The 19,740-nt window shown below is 41.3% G+C and carries 19 protein-coding genes, 1 other RNA gene and 1 pseudogene; all 21 read left to right on the top strand.

Annotation, left to right across the window (positions count from 1 at the left end; genetic code table 11):
* Nucleotides 1-91 precede the first annotated feature (91 nt).
* The 21 genes and pseudogenes from P5Y91_RS05845 to P5Y91_RS05745 all read left to right on the top strand — a co-directional run bounded on the left by P5Y91_RS05845 (nt 92) and on the right by P5Y91_RS05745 (nt 19,665).
* Nucleotides 92-370, top strand: coding sequence for a hypothetical protein (locus tag P5Y91_RS05845; protein ID WP_257738351.1), 279 nt, complete (start codon nt 92-94; stop codon nt 368-370).
* A gap of 144 nt (nt 371-514) precedes the next feature.
* A complete protein-coding gene (locus P5Y91_RS05840) occupies nt 515-2,092 on the top strand; it encodes an ATP-binding cassette domain-containing protein (protein ID WP_003012890.1) in 1,578 nt (525 codons plus the stop codon).
* A 302-nt stretch (nt 2,093-2,394) separates the two neighbouring features.
* On the top strand, nt 2,395-2,904 hold the full coding sequence (gene tadA / locus P5Y91_RS05835; protein ID WP_003016809.1) for a tRNA adenosine(34) deaminase TadA: 510 nt from the start codon (nt 2,395-2,397) through the stop codon (nt 2,902-2,904).
* 38 nt (nt 2,905-2,942) lie between these two features.
* Nucleotides 2,943-3,038, top strand: an RNA gene (gene ffs / locus P5Y91_RS05830) — signal recognition particle sRNA small type.
* Between the two features lie 485 nt (nt 3,039-3,523).
* Nucleotides 3,524-4,873: a glucose-6-phosphate isomerase gene (locus P5Y91_RS05825; protein ID WP_008808173.1), complete on the top strand. Its 1,350-nt coding sequence runs from the start codon at nt 3,524-3,526 to the stop codon at nt 4,871-4,873.
* A gap of 186 nt (nt 4,874-5,059) precedes the next feature.
* Nucleotides 5,060-5,860, top strand: coding sequence for an SDR family oxidoreductase (locus tag P5Y91_RS05820; protein WP_001000837.1), 801 nt, complete (start codon nt 5,060-5,062; stop codon nt 5,858-5,860).
* 62 nt (nt 5,861-5,922) lie between these two features.
* Nucleotides 5,923-7,749, top strand: coding sequence for a BglG family transcription antiterminator (locus P5Y91_RS05815; RefSeq protein WP_080981318.1), 1,827 nt, complete (start codon nt 5,923-5,925; stop codon nt 7,747-7,749).
* Complete coding sequence (locus P5Y91_RS05810; RefSeq protein WP_001086645.1) at nt 7,749-8,246, top strand: transcriptional regulator GutM; 498 nt, start codon at nt 7,749-7,751, stop codon at nt 8,244-8,246. The genes P5Y91_RS05815 and P5Y91_RS05810 overlap by 1 nt, the downstream gene beginning before the upstream one ends.
* Nucleotides 8,243-8,788, top strand: coding sequence for a PTS glucitol/sorbitol transporter subunit IIC (srlA, locus tag P5Y91_RS05805; protein ID WP_001015684.1), 546 nt, complete (start codon nt 8,243-8,245; stop codon nt 8,786-8,788). The genes P5Y91_RS05810 and srlA overlap by 4 nt, the downstream gene beginning before the upstream one ends.
* A gap of 13 nt (nt 8,789-8,801) precedes the next feature.
* On the top strand, nt 8,802-9,782 hold the full coding sequence (gene srlE, locus P5Y91_RS05800; protein WP_020992831.1) for a PTS glucitol/sorbitol transporter subunit IIB: 981 nt from the start codon (nt 8,802-8,804) through the stop codon (nt 9,780-9,782).
* Between the two features lie 98 nt (nt 9,783-9,880).
* Nucleotides 9,881-10,252, top strand: a complete 372-nt coding sequence (locus P5Y91_RS05795; protein WP_008808177.1) for a PTS glucitol/sorbitol transporter subunit IIA — start codon at nt 9,881-9,883, stop codon at nt 10,250-10,252.
* Nucleotides 10,253-10,692: 440 nt separating this feature from the next.
* Nucleotides 10,693-11,169 (top strand): annotated as a pseudogene (locus tag P5Y91_RS05790) (phosphoglucose isomerase-related protein); the annotation flags it as partial.
* A 276-nt stretch (nt 11,170-11,445) separates the two neighbouring features.
* Nucleotides 11,446-12,534 (top strand): hypothetical protein, encoded by a 1,089-nt coding sequence (locus P5Y91_RS05785; protein ID WP_118396322.1) that lies wholly within the window; start codon nt 11,446-11,448, stop codon nt 12,532-12,534.
* A gap of 107 nt (nt 12,535-12,641) precedes the next feature.
* A complete protein-coding gene (locus P5Y91_RS05780; protein ID WP_118396324.1) occupies nt 12,642-13,349 on the top strand; it encodes a hypothetical protein in 708 nt (235 codons plus the stop codon).
* A 5-nt stretch (nt 13,350-13,354) separates the two neighbouring features.
* On the top strand, nt 13,355-14,044 hold the full coding sequence (locus P5Y91_RS05775) for a hypothetical protein (protein WP_118396326.1): 690 nt from the start codon (nt 13,355-13,357) through the stop codon (nt 14,042-14,044).
* A gap of 14 nt (nt 14,045-14,058) precedes the next feature.
* Entirely contained in the window at nt 14,059-14,964 is a 906-nt protein-coding gene (locus P5Y91_RS05770) for a hypothetical protein (RefSeq protein ID WP_118396328.1), read from the top strand.
* A 39-nt stretch (nt 14,965-15,003) separates the two neighbouring features.
* Complete coding sequence (locus tag P5Y91_RS05765) at nt 15,004-16,251, top strand: hypothetical protein (RefSeq protein WP_277839150.1); 1,248 nt, start codon at nt 15,004-15,006, stop codon at nt 16,249-16,251.
* A 65-nt stretch (nt 16,252-16,316) separates the two neighbouring features.
* Nucleotides 16,317-17,015 carry a 2,3,4,5-tetrahydropyridine-2,6-dicarboxylate N-acetyltransferase gene (gene dapD / locus P5Y91_RS05760; protein ID WP_003016885.1) on the top strand — a complete coding sequence of 233 codons (699 nt, stop codon included), beginning with the start codon at nt 16,317-16,319 and terminating at the stop codon, nt 17,013-17,015.
* Between the two features lie 206 nt (nt 17,016-17,221).
* Nucleotides 17,222-18,355 carry an N-acetyldiaminopimelate deacetylase gene (locus P5Y91_RS05755; protein WP_277839149.1) on the top strand — a complete coding sequence of 378 codons (1,134 nt, stop codon included), beginning with the start codon at nt 17,222-17,224 and terminating at the stop codon, nt 18,353-18,355.
* A gap of 109 nt (nt 18,356-18,464) precedes the next feature.
* Nucleotides 18,465-19,004 carry a 5-formyltetrahydrofolate cyclo-ligase gene (locus P5Y91_RS05750; protein ID WP_049486373.1) on the top strand — a complete coding sequence of 180 codons (540 nt, stop codon included), beginning with the start codon at nt 18,465-18,467 and terminating at the stop codon, nt 19,002-19,004.
* Nucleotides 18,988-19,665 (top strand): rhomboid family intramembrane serine protease, encoded by a 678-nt coding sequence (locus P5Y91_RS05745; protein ID WP_049486372.1) that lies wholly within the window; start codon nt 18,988-18,990, stop codon nt 19,663-19,665. The genes P5Y91_RS05750 and P5Y91_RS05745 overlap by 17 nt, the downstream gene beginning before the upstream one ends.
* The last annotated feature ends 75 nt before the right edge of the window (nt 19,666-19,740 follow it).

Raw genomic sequence — 19,740 nt, 5'->3', positions numbered from 1 at the left:
CTTTTCTAATCTGCTGAATATTGCTTTATTTAATATTTCTATCGGTGTATACTTACTGTAGGTTAAGTCACACAGATTAAGAGGTGATAATATGAATTTGTCACGATATATATTAAAATATAGTACTGATGATGGTACGTTGTATTTTAATACTAAAACCAATCATTCATTTTTTCTTACGAATGAATTGAATAGAGTAGTCGACAGCAATGATGTGATTAGGAAAGAGTTTCATGCTTATCTTGATAAAAATAAATATTTAAGTGAGAGTGAGTATGAGGTCGAAAAGTATCTATCTAAAATAAGCGATACAGATGCTGAATTATTGGAACTAACAATTTTGACACATGGAGATTGTAATTTTCGGTGAAGGTTAAAGTGAATAACAAATTCGATGACAAAATGAATGCTAAACCTAGAGTATTTAACTATAATTGTGATTGTAAATAATCACGATTTTAAATAAATTAGAGAAGAGGGTTGTGCTAGCCCTCTATTTTGATGGATGATAATTATGAGAAATATTTATAAGTACATTGATAAGAAGTATCTTTTTCCTATTTTTTTAGGGCGTATTGTGAATAGTGGTTTGGTGTTGGCGCAACCTCTGATTTTAACGAAGGCCTTGAAGTTAGATCAAAACGGCCTTTCTTATGGAAAAATTCTCAATTTTGTTTTATTTGGTTTGTCTGTCTATCTTGTTATTTATAGTCTGATGCTGTTTTCAAACTATTCGCACAATATATTCCGAAGAGAAATCAACAAAAGTGTCCGTGCCCTTTTATTTAAGAAAGTCATATTGAATCCTAAATTTTCCAATGATGAAAAAGTTAGTCTGCTAACTCAAGATATGGAATATGTGGGCGATAATTATTTGGAAAATATAAATGTTATGGTGAGTTGGGGATTTGTCGCCCTTGTTACAGCCATTTATATTGTTTCACAAAATTTTCTCTTAGGACTTATTTTTGTCATTTTTACGATTATGAGACCTATTCCTCAGTTCATCATGAATCGTCGTTTACAAGATTCGGGAGACAGCTGGTCCAAGCTTAGAACGAAATTACATGGGCTTGTCTCGGATAGTATGCAAGGCAGCCAAACCTTACGGATTAATCAGGCCATGAGGCTGAATGAAGAGCGCGTGAATGATTTAAACGGAGAATATCAAAAAGCCATCCAAAGATTTTGTTTCACACATAATATTATTTTTTTCTTTAATGGATTTATGGTCTTTTTTAGTCAGGTTGTTCCTCTTGCTTTAGGCTTTTATTTGAGTTTACAGGGAAATTCTATTTCTATTACAAGCCTCATCTCTATGTATGTTGCTGCGGGGATGCTGGTAGAACCGATCCAAACTCTGATGTACAGTGCAGCCAATCTCCAAGGTGCCTTGCCGACTGCGAACCGCCTGTTTAAGATTATCGAGGAAGAACCTGATTTCGAAGAGACAAAGGATCAATTTGTTGAAAATCTCGAATCGTTGCGCTTAAATCATATTTCAAAAAGTTTTGCTGAACGTCAGCTTTTTTCTGATTTGACGGCGACGATTTCAGTAGGTCAGAAGGTCTTAATCAAAGGACCGAGCGGGTCTGGAAAGACGACTCTTTTTCGCTTGATTTTAGGAGAAGAAGTATGTGATGAGGGTGACATTTTCGTTCAGTATGATGGAAATCAAATAACGAGTCATTTCCAAGGGAATATCGGTTTAATTAGCCAGCATCCCTTCCTGTTTAACGATACTATCCGCTATAATCTAACTTTTGGTCAGCCTTTTCAGGACCATGAATTATTGGAGGTATTGGACCGAGTTGGCTTAATAGATGAATTTCAGGATATTTTGAATGTAGAAATTCATAATAATGGTGAAAACATTTCAGGAGGTCAGCGTGTCAGATTAGAGTTGGCTCGTTTTCTCTTACGCGAGAAGGATATTTTATTAGCGGACGAAGTGACATCAGCTTTGGACGAAAAAAATAGTCGTCTGGTTAGAGACCTAATCTTTTCTTTGCCGATCACGGTACTAGAAATAGCCCATCATATTGATGAAGAAGAGCGCTATGACCAAATCCTTGAGTTACGTAAAGGATGAGCGATGCCACAATAGTTGGTTCTGCGACAAAGCGGATAGTAGTAAGCCAGCAATTTGTCAGATATTTTTGAGATTCTAAGTGGTGATATTTCCAAAATCATCAATACTCAGAGAACTTAAGCTTTATTTAAGATAGGCCAGCTATACTAGAAGCATAAACAAAGACCTCCTAACTTTGTTTAAACCTCCTAAACTTTTTCATAATAATCTCCCATAAGAGTCGCCCAATCGGCGGCTTTTTTTGTGAGTCGTAAGCTGCCTATGGTATAATGAACAAAGAAACTAAAAGGAAGAAGGAAGAGATGGACTACACGATAGAGGAAAAAGCGATGTTTATGAGGGAAGCCCTGAAGGAGGCGGAGATTGCCCTCGCCAATGATGAAATACCGATTGGCTGTGTCTTGGTCAAGGATGGTCAGATTATCGGGCGTGGACATAATGCGCGTGAGGAGCTGCAGCGGGCGGTCATGCATGCGGAAATCATGGCGATCGAGGAGGCCAATCAGCGTGAAAATAGCTGGCGCCTGCTGGATACGACGCTTTTTGTCACGATTGAGCCCTGTGTCATGTGTAGTGGTGCCATTGGTCTAGCTCGGATTCCCCAGGTGATTTACGGGGCGACCAATCAGAAGTTCGGTGGAGCAGGTAGTCTCTACGACATTTTGGCAGATGAACGCCTCAATCACCGAGTCGAAGTAGAAACAGGAATCTTGGAAGCAGAATGTGCAGCCATCATGCAGACCTTCTTCCGCCAAGGTCGGGAACGAAAAAAACAAGCCAAGCTCGCAGCCAAGGCCGAAACACAAGAATAAAAACCGGACCTTTGCAAATCGAACAAATTATGATATAATACCTATCGGAGCAACAGTTCTGCGTGAAGCGGGTCAGGGGAGGAATCCAGCAGCCCTAAGCGAAGTGAACTGTGTGCTCTTTTCTATTGCTCTTGATGAGTCAAGTCCAAGGGACGCAGAAGAATCCTAGAGCAATGGATGCAGTTTTTCCCGCTAGGGAAAAAGCTGTAAACCTATGATAGCCCTTAGTGAATCAAGTCCAACGGACGCGGATGAACTTAGGTGCATTGACGCAGTTCGAACAAAGTGAGAACTAGGTTCCGAAGTATAATGAATCAAGCCTAAAAGGTGCAGATGAATATTGGAGCAGCGAATCTAGTTTGAACGGACCTGAAATGAATTCAGCTGACATCCAATCTTAAGAAGCGTATTTGTTTTCTTGTCAATCAAAATTGTTCTTCTCAATAGGCCTAAAATTTGTTGTCTTACGCAAACGAGTGCTCTCGGTTATGTCCTAAGGTTAGCTTATTTAGAAAAATAGTATAGAATATAAAATGTAAACGTTTTAAAATAGTGAAAGCACTTGCTTATTTTTTCTTAAAGCGTTATCATAAAAGAAAAGAACAATTGGAGGATAAACATGTCACATATTAAATTTGACTACTCAAAGGTGTTAGATAAATTTGTAGCACCACATGAACTAGATTATATGCAGCCTCAAGTGACTGCTGCAGATTCTGCTCTGCGAAATGGTACAGGTCCTGGGGCAGAAATGACTGGCTGGTTGAACTTGCCTGAAGAATATGACAAAGATGAATTTGCTCGTATTCAAAAGGCTGCTGCTAAAATCCAATCTGATAGTGAGGTATTGATCGTAATCGGTATTGGTGGTTCCTATTTAGGAGCTCGTGCAGCTATTGATTTCTTGAATAATTCTTTTGTAAATCTACAAAGCAAGGAAGAACGCAAGGCACCTCAAATCCTCTATGCTGGAAATTCTATTTCTTCAAGCTATTTGGCTGATTTGGTAGACTATGTATCAGACAAAGATTTCTCTGTCAACGTTATTTCTAAGTCAGGAACGACTACAGAGCCTGCTATTGCTTTCCGTGTCTTCAAAGAACTCTTGGTTAAGAAGTATGGTCAGGAAGAAGCAAATAAACGGATTTATGCAACTACAGACCGCGCTAAAGGTGCAGTTAAGGTTGAAGCAGATGCTAATGGCTGGGATACTTTTGTAGTGCCTGATAGTGTAGGTGGTCGTTTTACAGTATTGACAGCAGTGGGACTCTTGCCAATCGCAGCTGCAGGGGCTGATATCAGCAAGTTAATGGAAGGAGCAAATGCTGCTCGCAAGGCTTATGCTTCTGATAAGTTGGCTGAAAATGAAGCATATCAATATGCAGTTGTACGCAATATCTTGTACCGTAAAGGTTATCTGACAGAAGTTCTAGCTAACTATGAACCATCTCTACAATACTTCTCTGAGTGGTGGAAGCAACTGGCTGGTGAGTCAGAAGGGAAAGACCAAAAAGGGATTTACCCAACTTCAGCCAACTTCTCAACAGACTTGCACTCTCTGGGACAATTTATCCAGGAAGGTACCCGTATCCTCTTTGAAACAGTTGTACGTGTAGATAAACCTCGCAAAAATGTGCTGATTCCTGAATTGGCAGAAGACTTGGACGGTCTTGGCTACTTGCAAGGAAAAGATGTTGACTTTGTCAATAAAAAAGCTACAGATGGAGTGCTGTTAGCACACACTGATGGTGGAGTTCCAAATATGTTTGTGACACTGCCTGAGCAAGATGAGTTCACTTTGGGCTACACTATTTACTTCTTTGAGTTGGCTATTGCTCTTTCTGGCTACCTGAATGGTATCAATCCATTTGACCAGCCTGGAGTTGAGGCTTATAAGAAAAACATGTTTGCCCTTCTTGGAAAACCAGGCTTTGAAGAGCTGGGTGCTGAGCTGAATGCACGCCTTTGATTCTTATATGCCTTGAGTTCATTTAGAGTATAAAAAGAGATCCACAAGTTCATTTCTTGTGGATTTTTTAGTACAAGCCTCATAATTAGTTTATTATTTTTTTGAACAGTATAAAAAAGAGTGTCTTAATTCTTTTATGAAAGCGCTGTATAATTGCCTTGTAAATAAAATTTGAGAGGTATCAAAATGAATGATTGGTTAAACATAAAAGGCAAAACAGTTCTTGTGACTGGCGCGTCATCTGGGATCGGTAAGGCAATCGTTGAAGAATTGCTGGAATTAGGTGTCAATGTAGCGAATTTCGATCTTAGCGACAACGATTTGCGTCATCCAAATCTATTATTTGTAAAAGTTGATGTAACTTCTCGCTCTGAAGTAGAAGAGGGTGTTGCCAAAATAGTTGAAAGATTTGGCAATATTGATGCAGTGGTCAATAATGCAGGGATTAATATCCCTAGATTATTAATCGATGCAGAAAATCCTAAAGGTCCTTACGAATTGGACGATGAGACGTTCGAAAAAGTAACGATGATTAATCAAAAAGGTTTGTATCTGGTTAGTCAGGCAGTGGGACGTATTTTAGTGAAAAATGGAAAAGGTGTAATTGTGAACATGGCTTCAGAAGCAGGCTTGGAAGGTTCTGAAGGACAAAGTGCCTATGCTGCCACAAAAGCAGCAGTCTATAGTTACACTCGTTCATGGGCAAAAGAGCTGGGTAAGCATGGTGTACGTGTGGTTGGAATTGCTCCAGGAATTATGGAAGCTACGGGACTTCGAACTCTTTCTTATGAGGAAGCTCTTGCTTATACCCGTGGAAAGACGGTAGAAGATATTCGAGCTGGTTATGCTTCAACTTCAACAACTCCTTTGGGACGAAGTGGTAAACTACGGGAAGTAGCTGACCTTGTAGCATTCTATATTTCAGACCGTTCTAGCTATATAACTGGAGTCACTACAAATATTGCCGGGGGGAAAACTCGCGGTTAAAAAAATGAAGGTGAGGAAGAGAGTTGACCATAGTAAATCGATGGTATAACATTTTAGAAAAAATGGTCTCACAGCCAACTTATTCCTTGGTAGATATGCGCTCAGAGCTGGATATTAGTATGCAAACCTTGCAAAAGAGTATCCAACAATTAAATGATGTTTTGGCTCCGAGTATCCAGATTATCTCACAAGATGATAAGTTAATGTTAGAGGTGTATGACTATACTGAGTTGGAAAGGATTTTATCTGGTAGTTTAAAACGGGAGAGTGACTTCAATTCTTCCAGTAAAAGAATTGCCTATTTACTAAAACGTTTAATTAAGTCAACCTCCCCTCTTCTTATTGACGACTTGGCTGAGGAGGCAGGTGTTAGTAGAAGTACCCTTAATAAGGATTTAAAACAAGTAAAATCTTTGGCAGAGAGTTACTCTATCACTATTTCAGGAAAGCCCAACCGTGGGCTGGAGGTCTTGGGGTCCGAGCTGAATTTGCGCTTGCTCTATATTCACCAAGTGGCCCCTTACTTTGAAGGAAAGACACTCACCGAGGCAACATCTTCTTTTCTGGAGACGCTACTCCAGGAGTATAAAATCCCGAAAGAAACAAAGGAACTCCTTCGAAAGACAATTTCAATTATGGTGGAGCGTATTTATGCATCTAGGGTGTTGAGTTGCCCTATTCCTTACTATAGGAATGATTTAACAGAGACACCTTTGGTTGAAAAATTAATCTATCATATTGAGATGACTTATAAGATTTCCCTCAGTCAGTTTGAAATAGACTTTTTGTGTTTTCCGTTTAATATCCGTTTTATTGACACTTTAAGCAAGCCGTCTTATCAATCTGAACAGCTTGCAAACATTTTTCAAGGGATTGTCAAGAAAGTCAAAGAAACAATGTTGGTTAACTTTGATGATGAAGAATTATTTGAAGAAATCAAGTCTCATCTAGGCCCCTTAATCAATCGACTGATTTTCCATGTGCAAGCTAATGATATATTCCATGGCGAGGTTCAAACTCAATATCCTTTTGCTTTTGAAATGGCGAAAATTGCTGGAGAAGAACTGTCTGCAATTTTTGGTTCTGAATTGGAATTATCTGAAATCGGATATCTGGCTTTGTATTTTGAAATGATTTTAAGAAAGCAAAACTCTGTTGTAAATGGTTCTCGCAAGCAGATAGCAGTAGTTTGCACAACAGGAAGAGGAACTGCTGCGATGATTATTCAGCAACTCAGACGAATCCTTGGAAATGATGTAGACATTACTCAGTATTCTGAAGAGGATTTTAATCTGGATTTGAATCAGGACTATTTCGCGATTTTTACGACAGTTCCTCTAAAATATAAAGATTCTAAATCTCCAGTCATTCAAGTTAATCATCTTTTTGATGATCAATGGCTGCGGGAAGAATGGCAGAGGGCCAATGCTTTTCATCAAAAAAATCTAGAAACAGTCAGCTTACGTTTTCTTCGGTTGAGTCCCCAAAAAACCTATCAGCAATACTTGCTAAATATGGTTGCAGAGTTAGAGAAACTTCAGATGATTGATGAAGGTTTTAGAAATCGGATAATTGATAGGGAGAAAAAACAATCAACCATTTTTGGTGGAGGAATTGCCTTCCCCCATACAATTAACCAGGGTTATGCAAAGACTATTTTAATGTTTGGAAAGCTAGAAGAGCCTTATCAAAAAGGAGATGATTGGATTGAATTTATCTTTCTAGTCGCCATTCCCTCAGAAATTGAAAGCAAAATGGAGAGTGAATTGCTGGAATTGTATGACGACATTTTTCGAATTGCAGGAGAGCCTTCTCTAAAAGAAGCTTTGAGGGCTGTAGAAACAGAGACAGAGTTTCTATCATTTTCTAAGAGCAAAGGAGTATTTTAATGAATTCGCTAATAATTTTCGCTGTATTTGTCATGGCAGCTTATATATTTCAAATGTTCCTCGGCTGGCAGCAACTCAAAGACTTCAATAAGACCTATACGATGCTCCGAAGACTGGGGCGCGTAGCGATTGGCAGGAAGTCCGGAAGAATCAAATCCGGTACGATTGTCATGTTCGCGGTTGATGAAAACGGTCGGGTTCTTAAAGCTAGCAAAATGCAAGGAGTCACAATCTTAGCACGTTTTCAAAATATGGACGATTATGTTGGAGAAGACATCCATTATTTTGACAAGTATAATCCTCTTGTGAGAAAAGAAAATAAGTTGATGCAATCAGCCATAGAAGATGCTAGAAAAGTCTATCTTTGGCATGAGGCAGGTATTGAGAAAGAGACAAGTTCATCTGATTCTTTTCTGGGATTCGGCTTTTATGCGAATTACTTACAATTATCTATTAAACAGTTATTTAAAAAAAATAAGAAAGGGAGTTCCTTATGAATCACATTACAAATTTTGCAGAGAGTTTTATGAAACTCTTCCAATTAGGTGGAGAAACCTTTATTAGCTGGATGACAAATATTGTACCGCTTGTCTTAATGCTATTGATTGCAATGAATACCCTTATCGCTTTCTTGGGAGAAGAGAAGGTCAATTCCCTGGCTAAGATTTCTGCCAAAAATCCTGTTAGCCGGTATATGATTTTACCTTTCATTTCAGCCTTTATGCTGGGGAATCCGATGGCAATCAGTATGGGACGTTTCTTACCAGAATATTATAAACCTAGTTTTGTAGCAGCTCAGATGCAGTTCTGCCATACTTCAAATGGTGTATTTCCGCATATCAATCCTGGGGAATTGTTTGTATGGATGGGAATTGCAACAGGAATTCAAACTTTAGGTTTAAGTCAAATGGACTTAGCCATTCGTTACATGCTTGTTGGGCTTGTCATGAACTTTGTAGGCGGTTGGGTGACCGATTTTACAACTGCTTATGTAGCAAAACAGCAAGGTGTTACCTTGAGTAAAACATTTGATTTATAGAAAGAGTGAAATTATGTCATATAAGAGTATAAAAGTTGTTAAAGGAAATGGCGGTTTCGGAGGACCTTTGGTCATTACACCTAGTGAAGCTAAGCATAAATTCATCTATATCACTGGCGGAGGAGAAAAGCCAGATATTGTGGATAAAATTGCTGATTTGACCGGTATGGAAGCTGTTAATGGGTTTAAAACTTCTATCCCAGATGAGGAAATTGCTTTAGCAATCGTGGATTGTGGCGGTACTCTTCGCTGTGGTATTTATCCTAAAAAGGGGATCCCTACAATAAATATTGTAGCTACAGGGAAAAGTGGGCCTCTAGCTCAATATATAACCGAGGAAATCTATGTGTCAGCAGTTGGCCTTAATCAAATTTCTGCTGCTAATGAAGACGAAAAAGCGACAACTGTGGTAACAGAAAAGCCAACTTACGATACTAGTAAAAAAATTACAGAGCAAAAAGCTGAAACAAGTATTGTAGCAAGAATTGGGATGGGCGCTGGGAAGGTCGTTGCGACTTTCAACCAGGCTGCTCGTGAAGCCATCCAAACAATGCTCAACACGATCATTCCTTTCATGGCCTTTGTTTCCTTGCTGATTGGGGTTATTCAAGGTTCAGGTGTTGGAAATTGGCTGGCAAAATTAATGGTTCCCCTAGCTGGGAACATCTGGGGACTCATTTTGATTGGCTTTATCTGTTCCTTGCCATTCCTATCTCCTTTGTTAGGCCCCGGAGCTGTTATCAGTCAGATTATTGGAACCTTAATTGGAGTTGAAATCGGCAAAGGGAATATTCCGCCCCAAATGGCTCTGCCAGCTATATTTGCTATCAACACTCAAAACGGTTGTGATTTCATTCCTGTAGCACTCGGTCTATCTGAAGCCAAGGCTGAAACAGTTGAGGTTGGTGTCCCTTCTGTGCTTTATTCACGCTTTCTCAATGGTGTTCCGCGGGTGCTAGTAGCTTGGATAGCTAGTATTGGCCTTTATCAGTAAACCTTTGATAGATGCACGTAAACATAGCAACTATTATGTTAAACTTATCTATAAGCATAAGTTTATGACAGATTTGAGAAAGGATGAATAGGAATTAGATGAAGAAAATTTTTGAAGCTAAAGTAATTCAAGTGGGGCCTGAAGCTCAGAATATGATTCAAGATGCCAATATGCTCATTTTGTTTGGAGAAGAAGCTCCGGAAGACTTAGCAGAGTATTGTTTTAAAATCGATAACAAAAATCTTCTAGGTGCAATACTAGAAGGTGGAAAGCTGGTGGTAGATAGTCAGGAATATTCGATTACTGCCGTAGGAAATGTAGTAGAAAAAAATTTAACTGGACTGGGCCATATCACGATTTCTTTTGATGGTTCAAAAGAGGGCAGCCTGCCGGGCACTCTCCATGTTGCAGCAGACCAAGCAGTAGTAATTGAAAAGGACTCTACCATTCAGATTTTCGAAACTGCTTGACCATAACAAAATTTAAAATCAAGCAATTTAGAAACATAAAAGTCAAAAAAATTGATTCAGAGCTTGGACAAAAAGTCCAGGCTTCTGGGTCTAAATTAGAAAAAATAGATGACGCGGTGGTTGATTGGCATCTTCCTTCGCTTTTTAAGCCCCAAAGATTGCCTGATCAACTGTGCGGGGGTGGGAAGATGAACTTTTTAACTTGTTTGAAGTTCTTTCCCACTCCCTTTTTGATAGGGAAAATAATTTATGTTTTAATATTGTAAAATTTGTCATTGTTTTTCAATGTTTTCGCAATATGACAAATCAACAAAATTTATAAGGATAAAAGCATGCCAGAAAAAGACGGTCAAGGTCAAGCGCAAAGAGCTTGAAGTCAATCAAACTAGCCAGCCAGTGCAAGGGAATTTCCAGCAGATGCATCCATAAGGTGTGCCTGAACAGAAGGAAAAGACCAAAAAGGTATTTACCCAACTTCAGCAAACTTCTCAACAGACTTGCACTCATTGGGTCAATTTATCCAAGAAGGAACTCGTATCATGTTTGAAACAGTTGTCCGTGTGGACAAACCACGTAAGAACGTGATCATCCCTACATTGGAAGAAGACCTTGATGGACTTGGTTACCTTCAAGGGAAAGACGTTGACTTTGTAAACAAAAAAGCAACTGACGGTGTTCTTCTTGCCCACACAGACGGTGACGTGCCAAACATGTACGTAACTCTTCCTGAGCAAGATGCCTTCACTCTTGGTTATGCCATCTACTTCTTCGAGTTGGCCATCGCCCTTTCAGGTTACTTGAACGCGATCAACCCATTTGACCAACCAGGTGTTGAAGCCTACAAGAAAAATATGTTTGCCCTTCTTGGTAAACCAGGATTTGAAGAACTTGGAGCAGAACTCAACGCTCGTCTTTAATCAATAGACAAAACGATCTCGCAAGAGGTCGTTTTTTTACTTGCTAAACAAACTCATATTTTTGTCCCCTGGAATCAATTATAAAAACACGATCTAGTTATGTTTCTCAATCATATGGTTAACTGATTGCTATTGTCTCCCTTCGCAAGAAATTTTAAGATAAGTTTCTAAAAGGTCGGATATCTCTCCGATCTTTTTTAGTCTATCAAGACAGGAGTTGGTCCTTGCTTGGTTTTATGTTATAGTAGAAGAGAAGAATAAAAAGGAGAATTCGAAATGTCCGAGAAAGATCAAGAACAATTTATGAAACATACTCCCGTAGAGGGTGCGCCTCAATTTGATGTGGCTGCGCCAGCCTTTGTCCCAAAAGAAGAAGCCGAAGACTTGGTCGTTCCAGAAGCTAGTGGCCTTTCAGTGACGGAGACGGAAGCAATGAAAGAAGAGGCAGACAAGCCAGCTATTTCAGAAGCAGTGGAGCTTCCAAAGGTGGATGAAGCAACTGTTGGAGAACATCCAGATGTAGTTGCTGCTCCCCAACCGACTCCTCCATTCCAACCTGCGCCTCAAGCTCCTCAAAACATGGCAGCTGAGCCAGTTGGTCCGCAAACAGTGCCTGTTCCTGAGACACCTATTCCACAAGCTCCTCTTTCTCCTGTTGGAAGACCGATGGATACTGCAGACAAGAAGGCGATTCGTTTTGCCCTTGGGATTTTAGTTGGGCTTCTTATCGGTGGAGTCAGTGGCTATTTGATTGGTCATGCTAGCCCTAGCACGTCATCATCTAGAAAGCAGACTTCTTGGTCAGGTAACCAGTCTGGTTCGTCTTCCAATATCGATTTGGATCAATTGACCGCAGAAGACGCGGAAGTTGATTTTAGCTGGAAACAGTCTGATATCGAGCAACTTCAGTTTTTAACAGGAAGTGATGCTGGGGAGACTCCTGAGGAAATGATTGAAGCTTATGGGAAAGCTAGCTCCGTTCAATTTGAAAGTGGAGAATTGAAATTATTTTGGGATGATAACTCTTATAATAAAGAGGTAAAAGCGACTTACTCTAAGAAAGGGAAAGAATTCCAGCTTGTCAAATTTGAATTTAATCAATTTGGGAAAAATCTTACGGTTGAGGATAACTTTGCAGATGGGTTCAAGGTTGGAGATAGTGAAACCGGTGCTGGAGGGACCTCTTACAAAGAGCTTTTAGAAAAATACGGTGATGCAGTCAATCTGACGGTGAGTTTATCTGATGATTCAGACGAGATAGAATTGGTCATGGACTTCCAAAAGAAAAATGGGGACTACGTGGATTTGACCTTTATTCGCCAAGAAAATGGAGATTTTCTCTTGAGCAGTAAAGACAGCTACTAAAAGGATCAGACAAGAAAGAGGCAAGCGCCTCTTTTTTGGGATAAGACGAGACAAATACGCTAATTTTCTATACAATAGAAAGAGTTTGAATAGAAAGAGCATGAAGGATGGAAGAAATGAAAGAGTGGATAGAACATCATAAGCGGATCCTCCAAAAAGCTGCAAGTGCTTTGCTGGCTTTTATGGTTGGTGTTTGCTTGGTGTTTATGATTCATCCAGTGAAAACCTTGCCCAAAGATCGCTTGTTGAGTTTGTCTCGCATGCAAGAAGACAGCCAGCAATTTGTTGCGTCTTCTTCCAAAGAGCCGGCTTTAGAAGACTTGTTGTCATTGGAGCTTGTAAGGGAAGAAGGGAAGACACAAAAAAATTGGGTGACTTTATCTGCATTCGTCAAAAAAATTGGAAAAGCAGCGAGTTTTACACAAGAAGATACGACTTTTGGAACGCAAGTCCAGCTAGGCTATGGGACTCCTGTGCAGGGGATTCATCCTTATACCATAGAATTTCAAAAGCAGGATGATACCTTTTATTTGAGCTCGATTCAAGGCTTTGCGCCCAAGTCGGCTCACTATCAGAGCAAAAAGAACTTAAAACTGGCAGATTTTACAGGCTATCAGACACTAGATGGAAAAAAGGAAAAGGGGACAGCAGTAGAAGATGTCTTGAAAAAATCAGGTCTTCCCAATTCTCTTAGTTTGACCTCTGAAAAGGACAAGCAAGTCCTAGCCCTGTCTTATCAGGTGACAGATGGACTGGTCTCTTTAACCTTTGAACGTGACCATAGTGGTCAGTATCGTTTGACGAAGAAGGGGTGAAGCAGATGATCGAGTGGATGAAAAAGAATCGAAAAGAACTCTTGCTGCCGTTTTTGTGTTTTGTTTTAGGATTGTTACTTGCGATTGCAAGCATCCAGGTGCAAGAGCAAGGAACCGATACCAAGGAGGACCAAACACTGACTTATTTCCAGCCAAAGGATTACAAGAATTTGGTCAGCAAGGAACAAGAAATCAAACAGTTTAAATGGACCATCGAAGCTGTGGCGAATTTGAAAGTTCGTCTCAAGCAGAGTCAGCAACCAGGAACCCGCTTGGAAACAGTTGTGACGGAATGGGGAAAAGCCCAAAAAGTTAAGTATACAAAGACAGCTCAAGGAGAAAAAACCGTTCTTGTCTTGACTTATGCAGCTAAGCAAACCGATCAGGGCAAGAAAAGTGTAACCTTGTGGTTTGAACAGGAAAAAGACCAGGGGTATCGCTTGACGACAGTGGATGCGACGAATTTGTTGGACGCAAAAGAGAAGACAAGCAGTGAGAAAGAAATCACTACTGAAAAAGAGAAAAAAGGTACAGAATTCGCCCAGCTCATTAAGCAACTAGGAAATCCTCAACGCTTGGTCTGGGGGGAAATGCCAGATGGCGGAATGGGCTATCGCGCGACTTACCAGGTGCCAGGGCAGCCAGAAGTGGTGATGGAATTCAAGAAAAAAGCCAAGAAATTGGTGTTGGTATAAGAAAGGAGACATCATTGGACGATCAACGGACAGACATCAAGGCAGCTTCCTCTCACCAGGGTGGAAGCCGCTTGATTTCAGAAGCCGATCTGGCTTCAATAGGGATGGACAATCATCAGGATACTAGAAGCCATTCAGATACGATGGAGTCTTCCCCTTCTTCCTCAAAAGAGGGGATTGGTTCGCTTTTGCGATTTTTTGGGTGGTTCGCCTTGTTTATGGCTTTTGTGTTTGTGCTTCAAAACGAAGTTAATAAAAGCTCTTCTTCATCTTCTTCGAGTGAGGGGATCAATGGTTTATCACGTGATGGTATCAGAACGGAATATCTGACCAGTGAAAATAGTTCTTATATCGCCTCAGCTAATGAATTTCAATTTCAGCCAACCTATGAAAAGGCTATGTCTCTCATTCCTAATTTTGCAGTGGAAGAAAAAAAGACCTCTTTTGGGACGGTAGATCCACAAGATGTCGTTGCAGCATTAGGTAAAGCAAGGAGTGGGGAAGCAACGTATAGTGGTAGCAGTTCTAGTCCCTTTTTGCTGACCTTAGATTATCAATCAAAGGATGCAGATGGGAAGGTTCTTCTTGAAAAAACAGGTGCCTTTTACAGGATCTCTCTTTTAAGTTTGAAACACTTAAAAAGTGACCGATTTGCGAATAAGAATGGGAGCTTGACGAAGGACGATTTTGCCACTATCAAGGTCGGAATGCCTTATTTAGACCTACTCAATACGGTAGGGATTCCGGATGAAATATATGTATCTGGGCTTTTAGGTTACGGGGAAGCGCCTTCCTTTACCTATCGATTATCGGATTCTCAAACGGTTCAAATCCATTTTGATAGCCGGCAAACCATCAAGGATATCAAATCGAAAGAGGTAGCGACCACACCAGCTTCCTCTACATCTACAGCACAGTAAAAAAATCAGCCGAAGCATTTTAAATAAAAGGAGAGGACAATGCGAAATAAAGACTGGTCGCATCTACGAAATGAGCACCAGAGTCGGTTTTCGAAAGGCCAGCCGAAAGAAGCACCCTTAGAAAAAGGAAGTCCTGAGAAGCTAGAAGATACGCTCGCAAAAGAGCCAGAAGTGGTAGAAGTCCCTGCTTTTCAGGAAGAGGTGAAACAAGAAGAGGAACGAAAAGACAAACCAGCGATTGGTGTGAAGGAGGAATCGTATGATCCAAAGGAAGGCTCATTTGCTACACCTGAAGACGAATCAGCTCAGGTCGTTCTTGCTACACCACTAACAGAAGAAGCAAGGTCAGAAACACCAGCACAAGATACAATAGGGCAGTCTCCTTCAGCTGAGAAAAAAGTAGAGCACCAGGGTGGGAGCCGCTTGATTTCAGAAGCTGACCTGGCTTCAATAGGGGGAGGCAGGCATTCAGAACCAAGACAAACGGTACTAGACTCCCAATCGGATAGGGCGAAAACCTACTCTCCTTCCTCTCATAGTGGAGGGTCTTCGCTGGCAGCCTTTTTTGGATTATTGGCCATGCTGGGATTATTTGCCTATCTAGCTTCAGGAGGTATCCATAGTGAGGAACATCCTTCTTCTACTACTAGTGAATACGGAAGTCCTGGCCTGTCTTATGGAACCAGAAAGGAAACCTTGAAGAGTGGTACGAGTACCTTGATTGCACCGGAAGGTGAATTTCAGTTTCAAGTGACCTATGAGAAGGCGATTTCCCTGATTCCTGGTTTAAGTGAGGGGGATCAAGGTCGTACCTCTTCAACTTATCTGTCTCCGCAGGATGTGGTAGCTGTACTGGGCAAGGCTAGTAGTGGGGAAGAAACCTACCAAGAGGGTAGTGTCGGTCCTTTCATGACAAGCTTGGATTATGAGGTTGAAGGATCCCCTTCTTCTGTATCTGTTTTGCTTTCAAATATGATTAGTAGCCGTCTATCTTCTCTTAATTTTGAGAACTTAAACAGTGAGCGATTAGCCAATAAAAATGGCAGTTTGAATAGAGAGGATTTTGCCAATATTAAAATAGGAACCAGCTATGCAGATCTTGTGAATACAGTCGGAATTCCTAGCCGTGTTTCTTGGTCGAGTATGATGAGTTCAGAGTCCTTCTTAATCTTTTACTATAAACTTTCTGATTCGCACTCAGTCATTATTCACTTTGGAAGCAATCGTACCATCAGTGAAATCAAGGGTCTAGAAGATTCAGCGACATCAACTTCCACGTCGCCTTAGGTGTCCATCTCACTAGGATTGTGGTATAATATGGATACCTTTAATTGAAATGAATGGAGAATCTCATGACTGCACAAAAAATGTCTGCACAAGAAATTATCGCTTTTATTGGAAATGCAGAAAAGAAAACAAATGTGAAAGTAACCTTTGAAGGGGAATTGGCAACAGCTGTTCCTGCTTCTGTTACCAAGCTTGGCAATGTTTTGTTCGGTGACTGGAAAGATATCGAGCCCCTTCTGGCTAACTTAACTGAAAACAAGGATTATGTGGTAGAACAAGATGGCCGTAACTCAGCTGTCCCATTACTGGATAAACGCTACCTAAATGCGCGTATTGAACCAGGCGCTATTATCCGTGACCAAGTAACGATTGAAGACAATGCGGTAGTCATGATGGGGGCTGTCATCAATATCGGTGCTGAAATCGGTGCAGGAACCATGATTGATATGGGGGCAATCCTTGGTGGTCGTGCCACTGTTGGTAAAAACAGCCATATCGGTGCGGGTGCCGTTCTTGCGGGAGTCATTGAGCCAGCTTCTGCGGAGCCTGTTCGGATTGGGGACAATGTCTTGGTCGGTGCCAATGCTGTTGTGATTGAAGGAGTTCAAGTTGGAAACGGTTCAGTCGTTGCCGCTGGAGCGATCGTTACTCAAGATGTCCCTGAAAATGTGGTTGTAGCTGGTGTCCCAGCTCGCATCATCAAGGAAATTGACGAAAAAACACAACAAAAAACAGCCTTGGAAGACGCTTTGCGCAATTTGTAAGATAGAAATGAGAGTGGGACAGAAATCGGTAATTCGTTAGAATTCGATTTCGTCGTCCTACCTCCGCACAGTTGAGTAGGGCTGTAAAAGCTGATGAAATCAGCGTAGTAGAGCCCACTCAACCACTGCGTCTTGCTCGACAATTCAAAGACAATTGAGAGGCTAGGACTTTTGTCCCAGCCTCTTCTAATAGAAAGAAGATAACGATGACATTGGACTTAATCAAAATCAGACGGGATTTGCACCAAATCCCTGAAATTGGATTAGAAGAATTTGAAACCCAAGCCTACCTCTTAGAGCGAATCGCAGAGATCACAGAAGGCAAAGACTTTGTAGAGCAACGGACTTGGCGGACCGGGATCCTGGTGTATCTCCATGGGTCTGCTCCTGAAAAAACTATTGGTTGGCGGACGGATATCGATGGCTTACCGATTGTGGAACAAACGGGCCTTGATTTTGCCTCCAAGCATGAAGGACGGATGCATGCTTGTGGTCACGATATGCACATGACGACAGCCCTTGGACTTTTGGATCAACTGGTCCAAGTACAACCAAAAAATAACCTGCTCTTTCTCTTCCAACCGGCTGAAGAAAACGAAGCTGGTGGAATGCTCATGTATAAGGACAATGCTTTTGGCGACTGGCTCCCTGATGAATTTTATGGTCTGCATGTACGCCCTGATTTGAAGGTGGGGGACATTGCGACCAATACGGGTACTCTTTTTGCAGGGACCTGTGAAGTCAAGATCACCTTTACAGGAAAGGGAGGGCATGCCGCCTTTCCACATGAGGCCAATGACGCTCTTGTAGCAGCCTCTTACTTCATTACCCAAGTCCAATCGGTCGTGAGTCGAAATGTCGATCCAATTGAAGGTGCTGTGGTGACCTTTGGTTCCATGCATGCAGGAACCACCAATAATGTGATTGCTGAGACCGCCTTCCTTCATGGGACCATTCGGACCTTGACCATGGAGATGAACCTTTTGACTCAAAAACGGGTCAAAACCATTGCAGAAGGAGTTGCAGCAGCCTTTGATGTGAAATTGGACCTGGAACTTAAGCAAGGGGGCTACCTGCCTGTGGAAAACCAACCAGAATTGGCCAAAGAACTCATGGACTTTTTCACAGCTGAGGAAGACGTGAACCTGATTGATATTCTGCCTGCGATGACAGGAGAAGACTTCGGCTTTCTCTTGAGCAAGGTCCCTGGTGTCATGTTCTGGCTGGGAATTGATACCCCTTATGCCTTGCACCATCCAAAGATGAGCCCAAATGAAGCAGCCCTTCCCTTTGCTGTGGAAAACATTGGTAAATTTTTGAAAATGAAAGCTAACCAATAAAGGAATGATTCAACTCCGTCTGGAGTTGGATTTTTATTTTGTTGTATAAAAACTGTTCGGATCTTTCCTAAAAAATGATACAATTAAAGCTAGACAAAAGGAGTAGGGAATGAAGAAAACACTACGAAAAGAAACCATTGCAGCCATGAAACAGTTGCCAGAATCCGTGAAAACTCAAGCAGATGAAGAGCTGACTCAGCGCCTCTTGGAGCTGCCAGCTTTTCAGGAGGCAAAGACCCTTGCGACCTATCTGTCTTTTGACCATGAAGTTTCCACAGCTAGCTTGATCCAAGCAGCTCTTCAACTTGGAAAACGCGTCTGTGTTCCCCGTACCTATCCACAAGGGCGAATGGAATTTGTGGAATACGATCCTAATATTTTGGAAAAGACACGCTTTGGTTTGCTGGAGCCCAATGAAAAAGGAAAGCTTGTGGAACAGTCAGAGATTGATCTGATCCATGTACCAGGCGTGGTCTTCCAGTCAAAAGGCTACCGAATTGGCTATGGTGGTGGCTATTATGATCGTTATTTAGCAGATTTTACTGGAAAAACGGTTAGTACGATTTATTCCATCCAGCAGAAGGATTTCCAGCCAGATACGTTTGATCAGGCAGTTCAGGAGGTGCTAGTCTATGAAGTTACTCTTTGATCGTCGTTATCCTGTGACCAGCCTCTTGTTGCTCGTCACAACGGCAGTCTTTCTTTCCATGTTTATCCGATTTGGAGGCGACTACCAAACAGGTGCTGCTATTTACTATAGCGGTGGTATTATTGGAGAGGTTGTGAAAGTCGATCCTAGCCAGTTATGGCGAATAGTGACAGCTACATTTGTTCATATCGGCCTAGAACATTTTGTGCTCAATATGATCACCCTCTATTACTTAGGACGTTTGGCAGAAGATCTCTTTGGATCGAAGGCTTTCTTAGCTCTTTATCTCTTATCAGGCATGATGGGTAATGTCTTTGTTGCTATTTTTACGCCAGATGTGATTGCAGCAGGAGCTTCTACAGCCCTCTTTGGACTGTTTGGGACCATTGGTGCGCTGCGCTTTATTGTCCAAAGTCCCTATATTCGCCACTTGAGTCAGTCCTATACCAGCTTGATTGTGGTCAATTTGATCTTTAGCTTCATGCCAGGAATCAGTATGGCGGGGCACATCGGTGGCTTAGTAGCTGGGGTCATGTTGGCTTATGTCTTTCCAGTAAGAGGGGAAGCTCGTTTTATGAACCGAACCTATCAGATGAGTGCAGCCCTCTCTTATCTCTTGCTTTTGCTTTATTTCTTAGGTAAAATCTTGAATCTATTTTAAGAGAGAGTGGGACAGAAATCGGTAATTCGTTAGAATTCGATTTCGTCGTCCCACCTCCGCACAGTTGAGTAGGGC

The organism is Streptococcus taoyuanensis (assembly GCF_029589235.1).
GTDB classification, from domain to species: Bacteria; Bacillota; Bacilli; order Lactobacillales; family Streptococcaceae; genus Streptococcus; species Streptococcus taoyuanensis.
The sequence above is the reverse complement of the archived record's forward strand: the minus strand, read 5'-3'. Positions and strand labels throughout refer to the sequence as shown.

Bases quoted from the DNA above. Each gene is read 5' to 3' on its own strand.
- P5Y91_RS05840 (WP_003012890.1), top strand. From the start codon at position 515: ATGAGAAATATTTATAAGTACATTGATAAGAAGTATCTTTTTCCTATT.
- P5Y91_RS05825 (WP_008808173.1), top strand. From the start codon at position 3,524: ATGTCACATATTAAATTTGACTACTCAAAGGTGTTAGATAAATTTGTA.
- P5Y91_RS05775 (WP_118396326.1), top strand. From the start codon at position 13,355: ATGATCGAGTGGATGAAAAAGAATCGAAAAGAACTCTTGCTGCCGTTT.
- P5Y91_RS05765 (WP_277839150.1), top strand. From the start codon at position 15,004: ATGCGAAATAAAGACTGGTCGCATCTACGAAATGAGCACCAGAGTCGG.
- tadA (WP_003016809.1), top strand. From the start codon at position 2,395: ATGGACTACACGATAGAGGAAAAAGCGATGTTTATGAGGGAAGCCCTG.
- P5Y91_RS05755 (WP_277839149.1), top strand. From the start codon at position 17,222: ATGACATTGGACTTAATCAAAATCAGACGGGATTTGCACCAAATCCCT.
- P5Y91_RS05785 (WP_118396322.1), top strand. From the start codon at position 11,446: ATGTCCGAGAAAGATCAAGAACAATTTATGAAACATACTCCCGTAGAG.
- P5Y91_RS05795 (WP_008808177.1), top strand. From the start codon at position 9,881: ATGAAGAAAATTTTTGAAGCTAAAGTAATTCAAGTGGGGCCTGAAGCT.
- P5Y91_RS05780 (WP_118396324.1), top strand. From the start codon at position 12,642: ATGGAAGAAATGAAAGAGTGGATAGAACATCATAAGCGGATCCTCCAA.
- P5Y91_RS05810 (WP_001086645.1), top strand. From the start codon at position 7,749: ATGAATTCGCTAATAATTTTCGCTGTATTTGTCATGGCAGCTTATATA.
- P5Y91_RS05820 (WP_001000837.1), top strand. From the start codon at position 5,060: ATGAATGATTGGTTAAACATAAAAGGCAAAACAGTTCTTGTGACTGGC.
- P5Y91_RS05845 (WP_257738351.1), top strand. From the start codon at position 92: ATGAATTTGTCACGATATATATTAAAATATAGTACTGATGATGGTACG.
- dapD (WP_003016885.1), top strand. From the start codon at position 16,317: ATGACTGCACAAAAAATGTCTGCACAAGAAATTATCGCTTTTATTGGA.
- P5Y91_RS05745 (WP_049486372.1), top strand. From the start codon at position 18,988: ATGAAGTTACTCTTTGATCGTCGTTATCCTGTGACCAGCCTCTTGTTG.
- P5Y91_RS05750 (WP_049486373.1), top strand. From the start codon at position 18,465: ATGAAGAAAACACTACGAAAAGAAACCATTGCAGCCATGAAACAGTTG.
- srlA (WP_001015684.1), top strand. From the start codon at position 8,243: ATGAATCACATTACAAATTTTGCAGAGAGTTTTATGAAACTCTTCCAA.
- P5Y91_RS05815 (WP_080981318.1), top strand. From the start codon at position 5,923: ATGGTCTCACAGCCAACTTATTCCTTGGTAGATATGCGCTCAGAGCTG.
- srlE (WP_020992831.1), top strand. From the start codon at position 8,802: ATGTCATATAAGAGTATAAAAGTTGTTAAAGGAAATGGCGGTTTCGGA.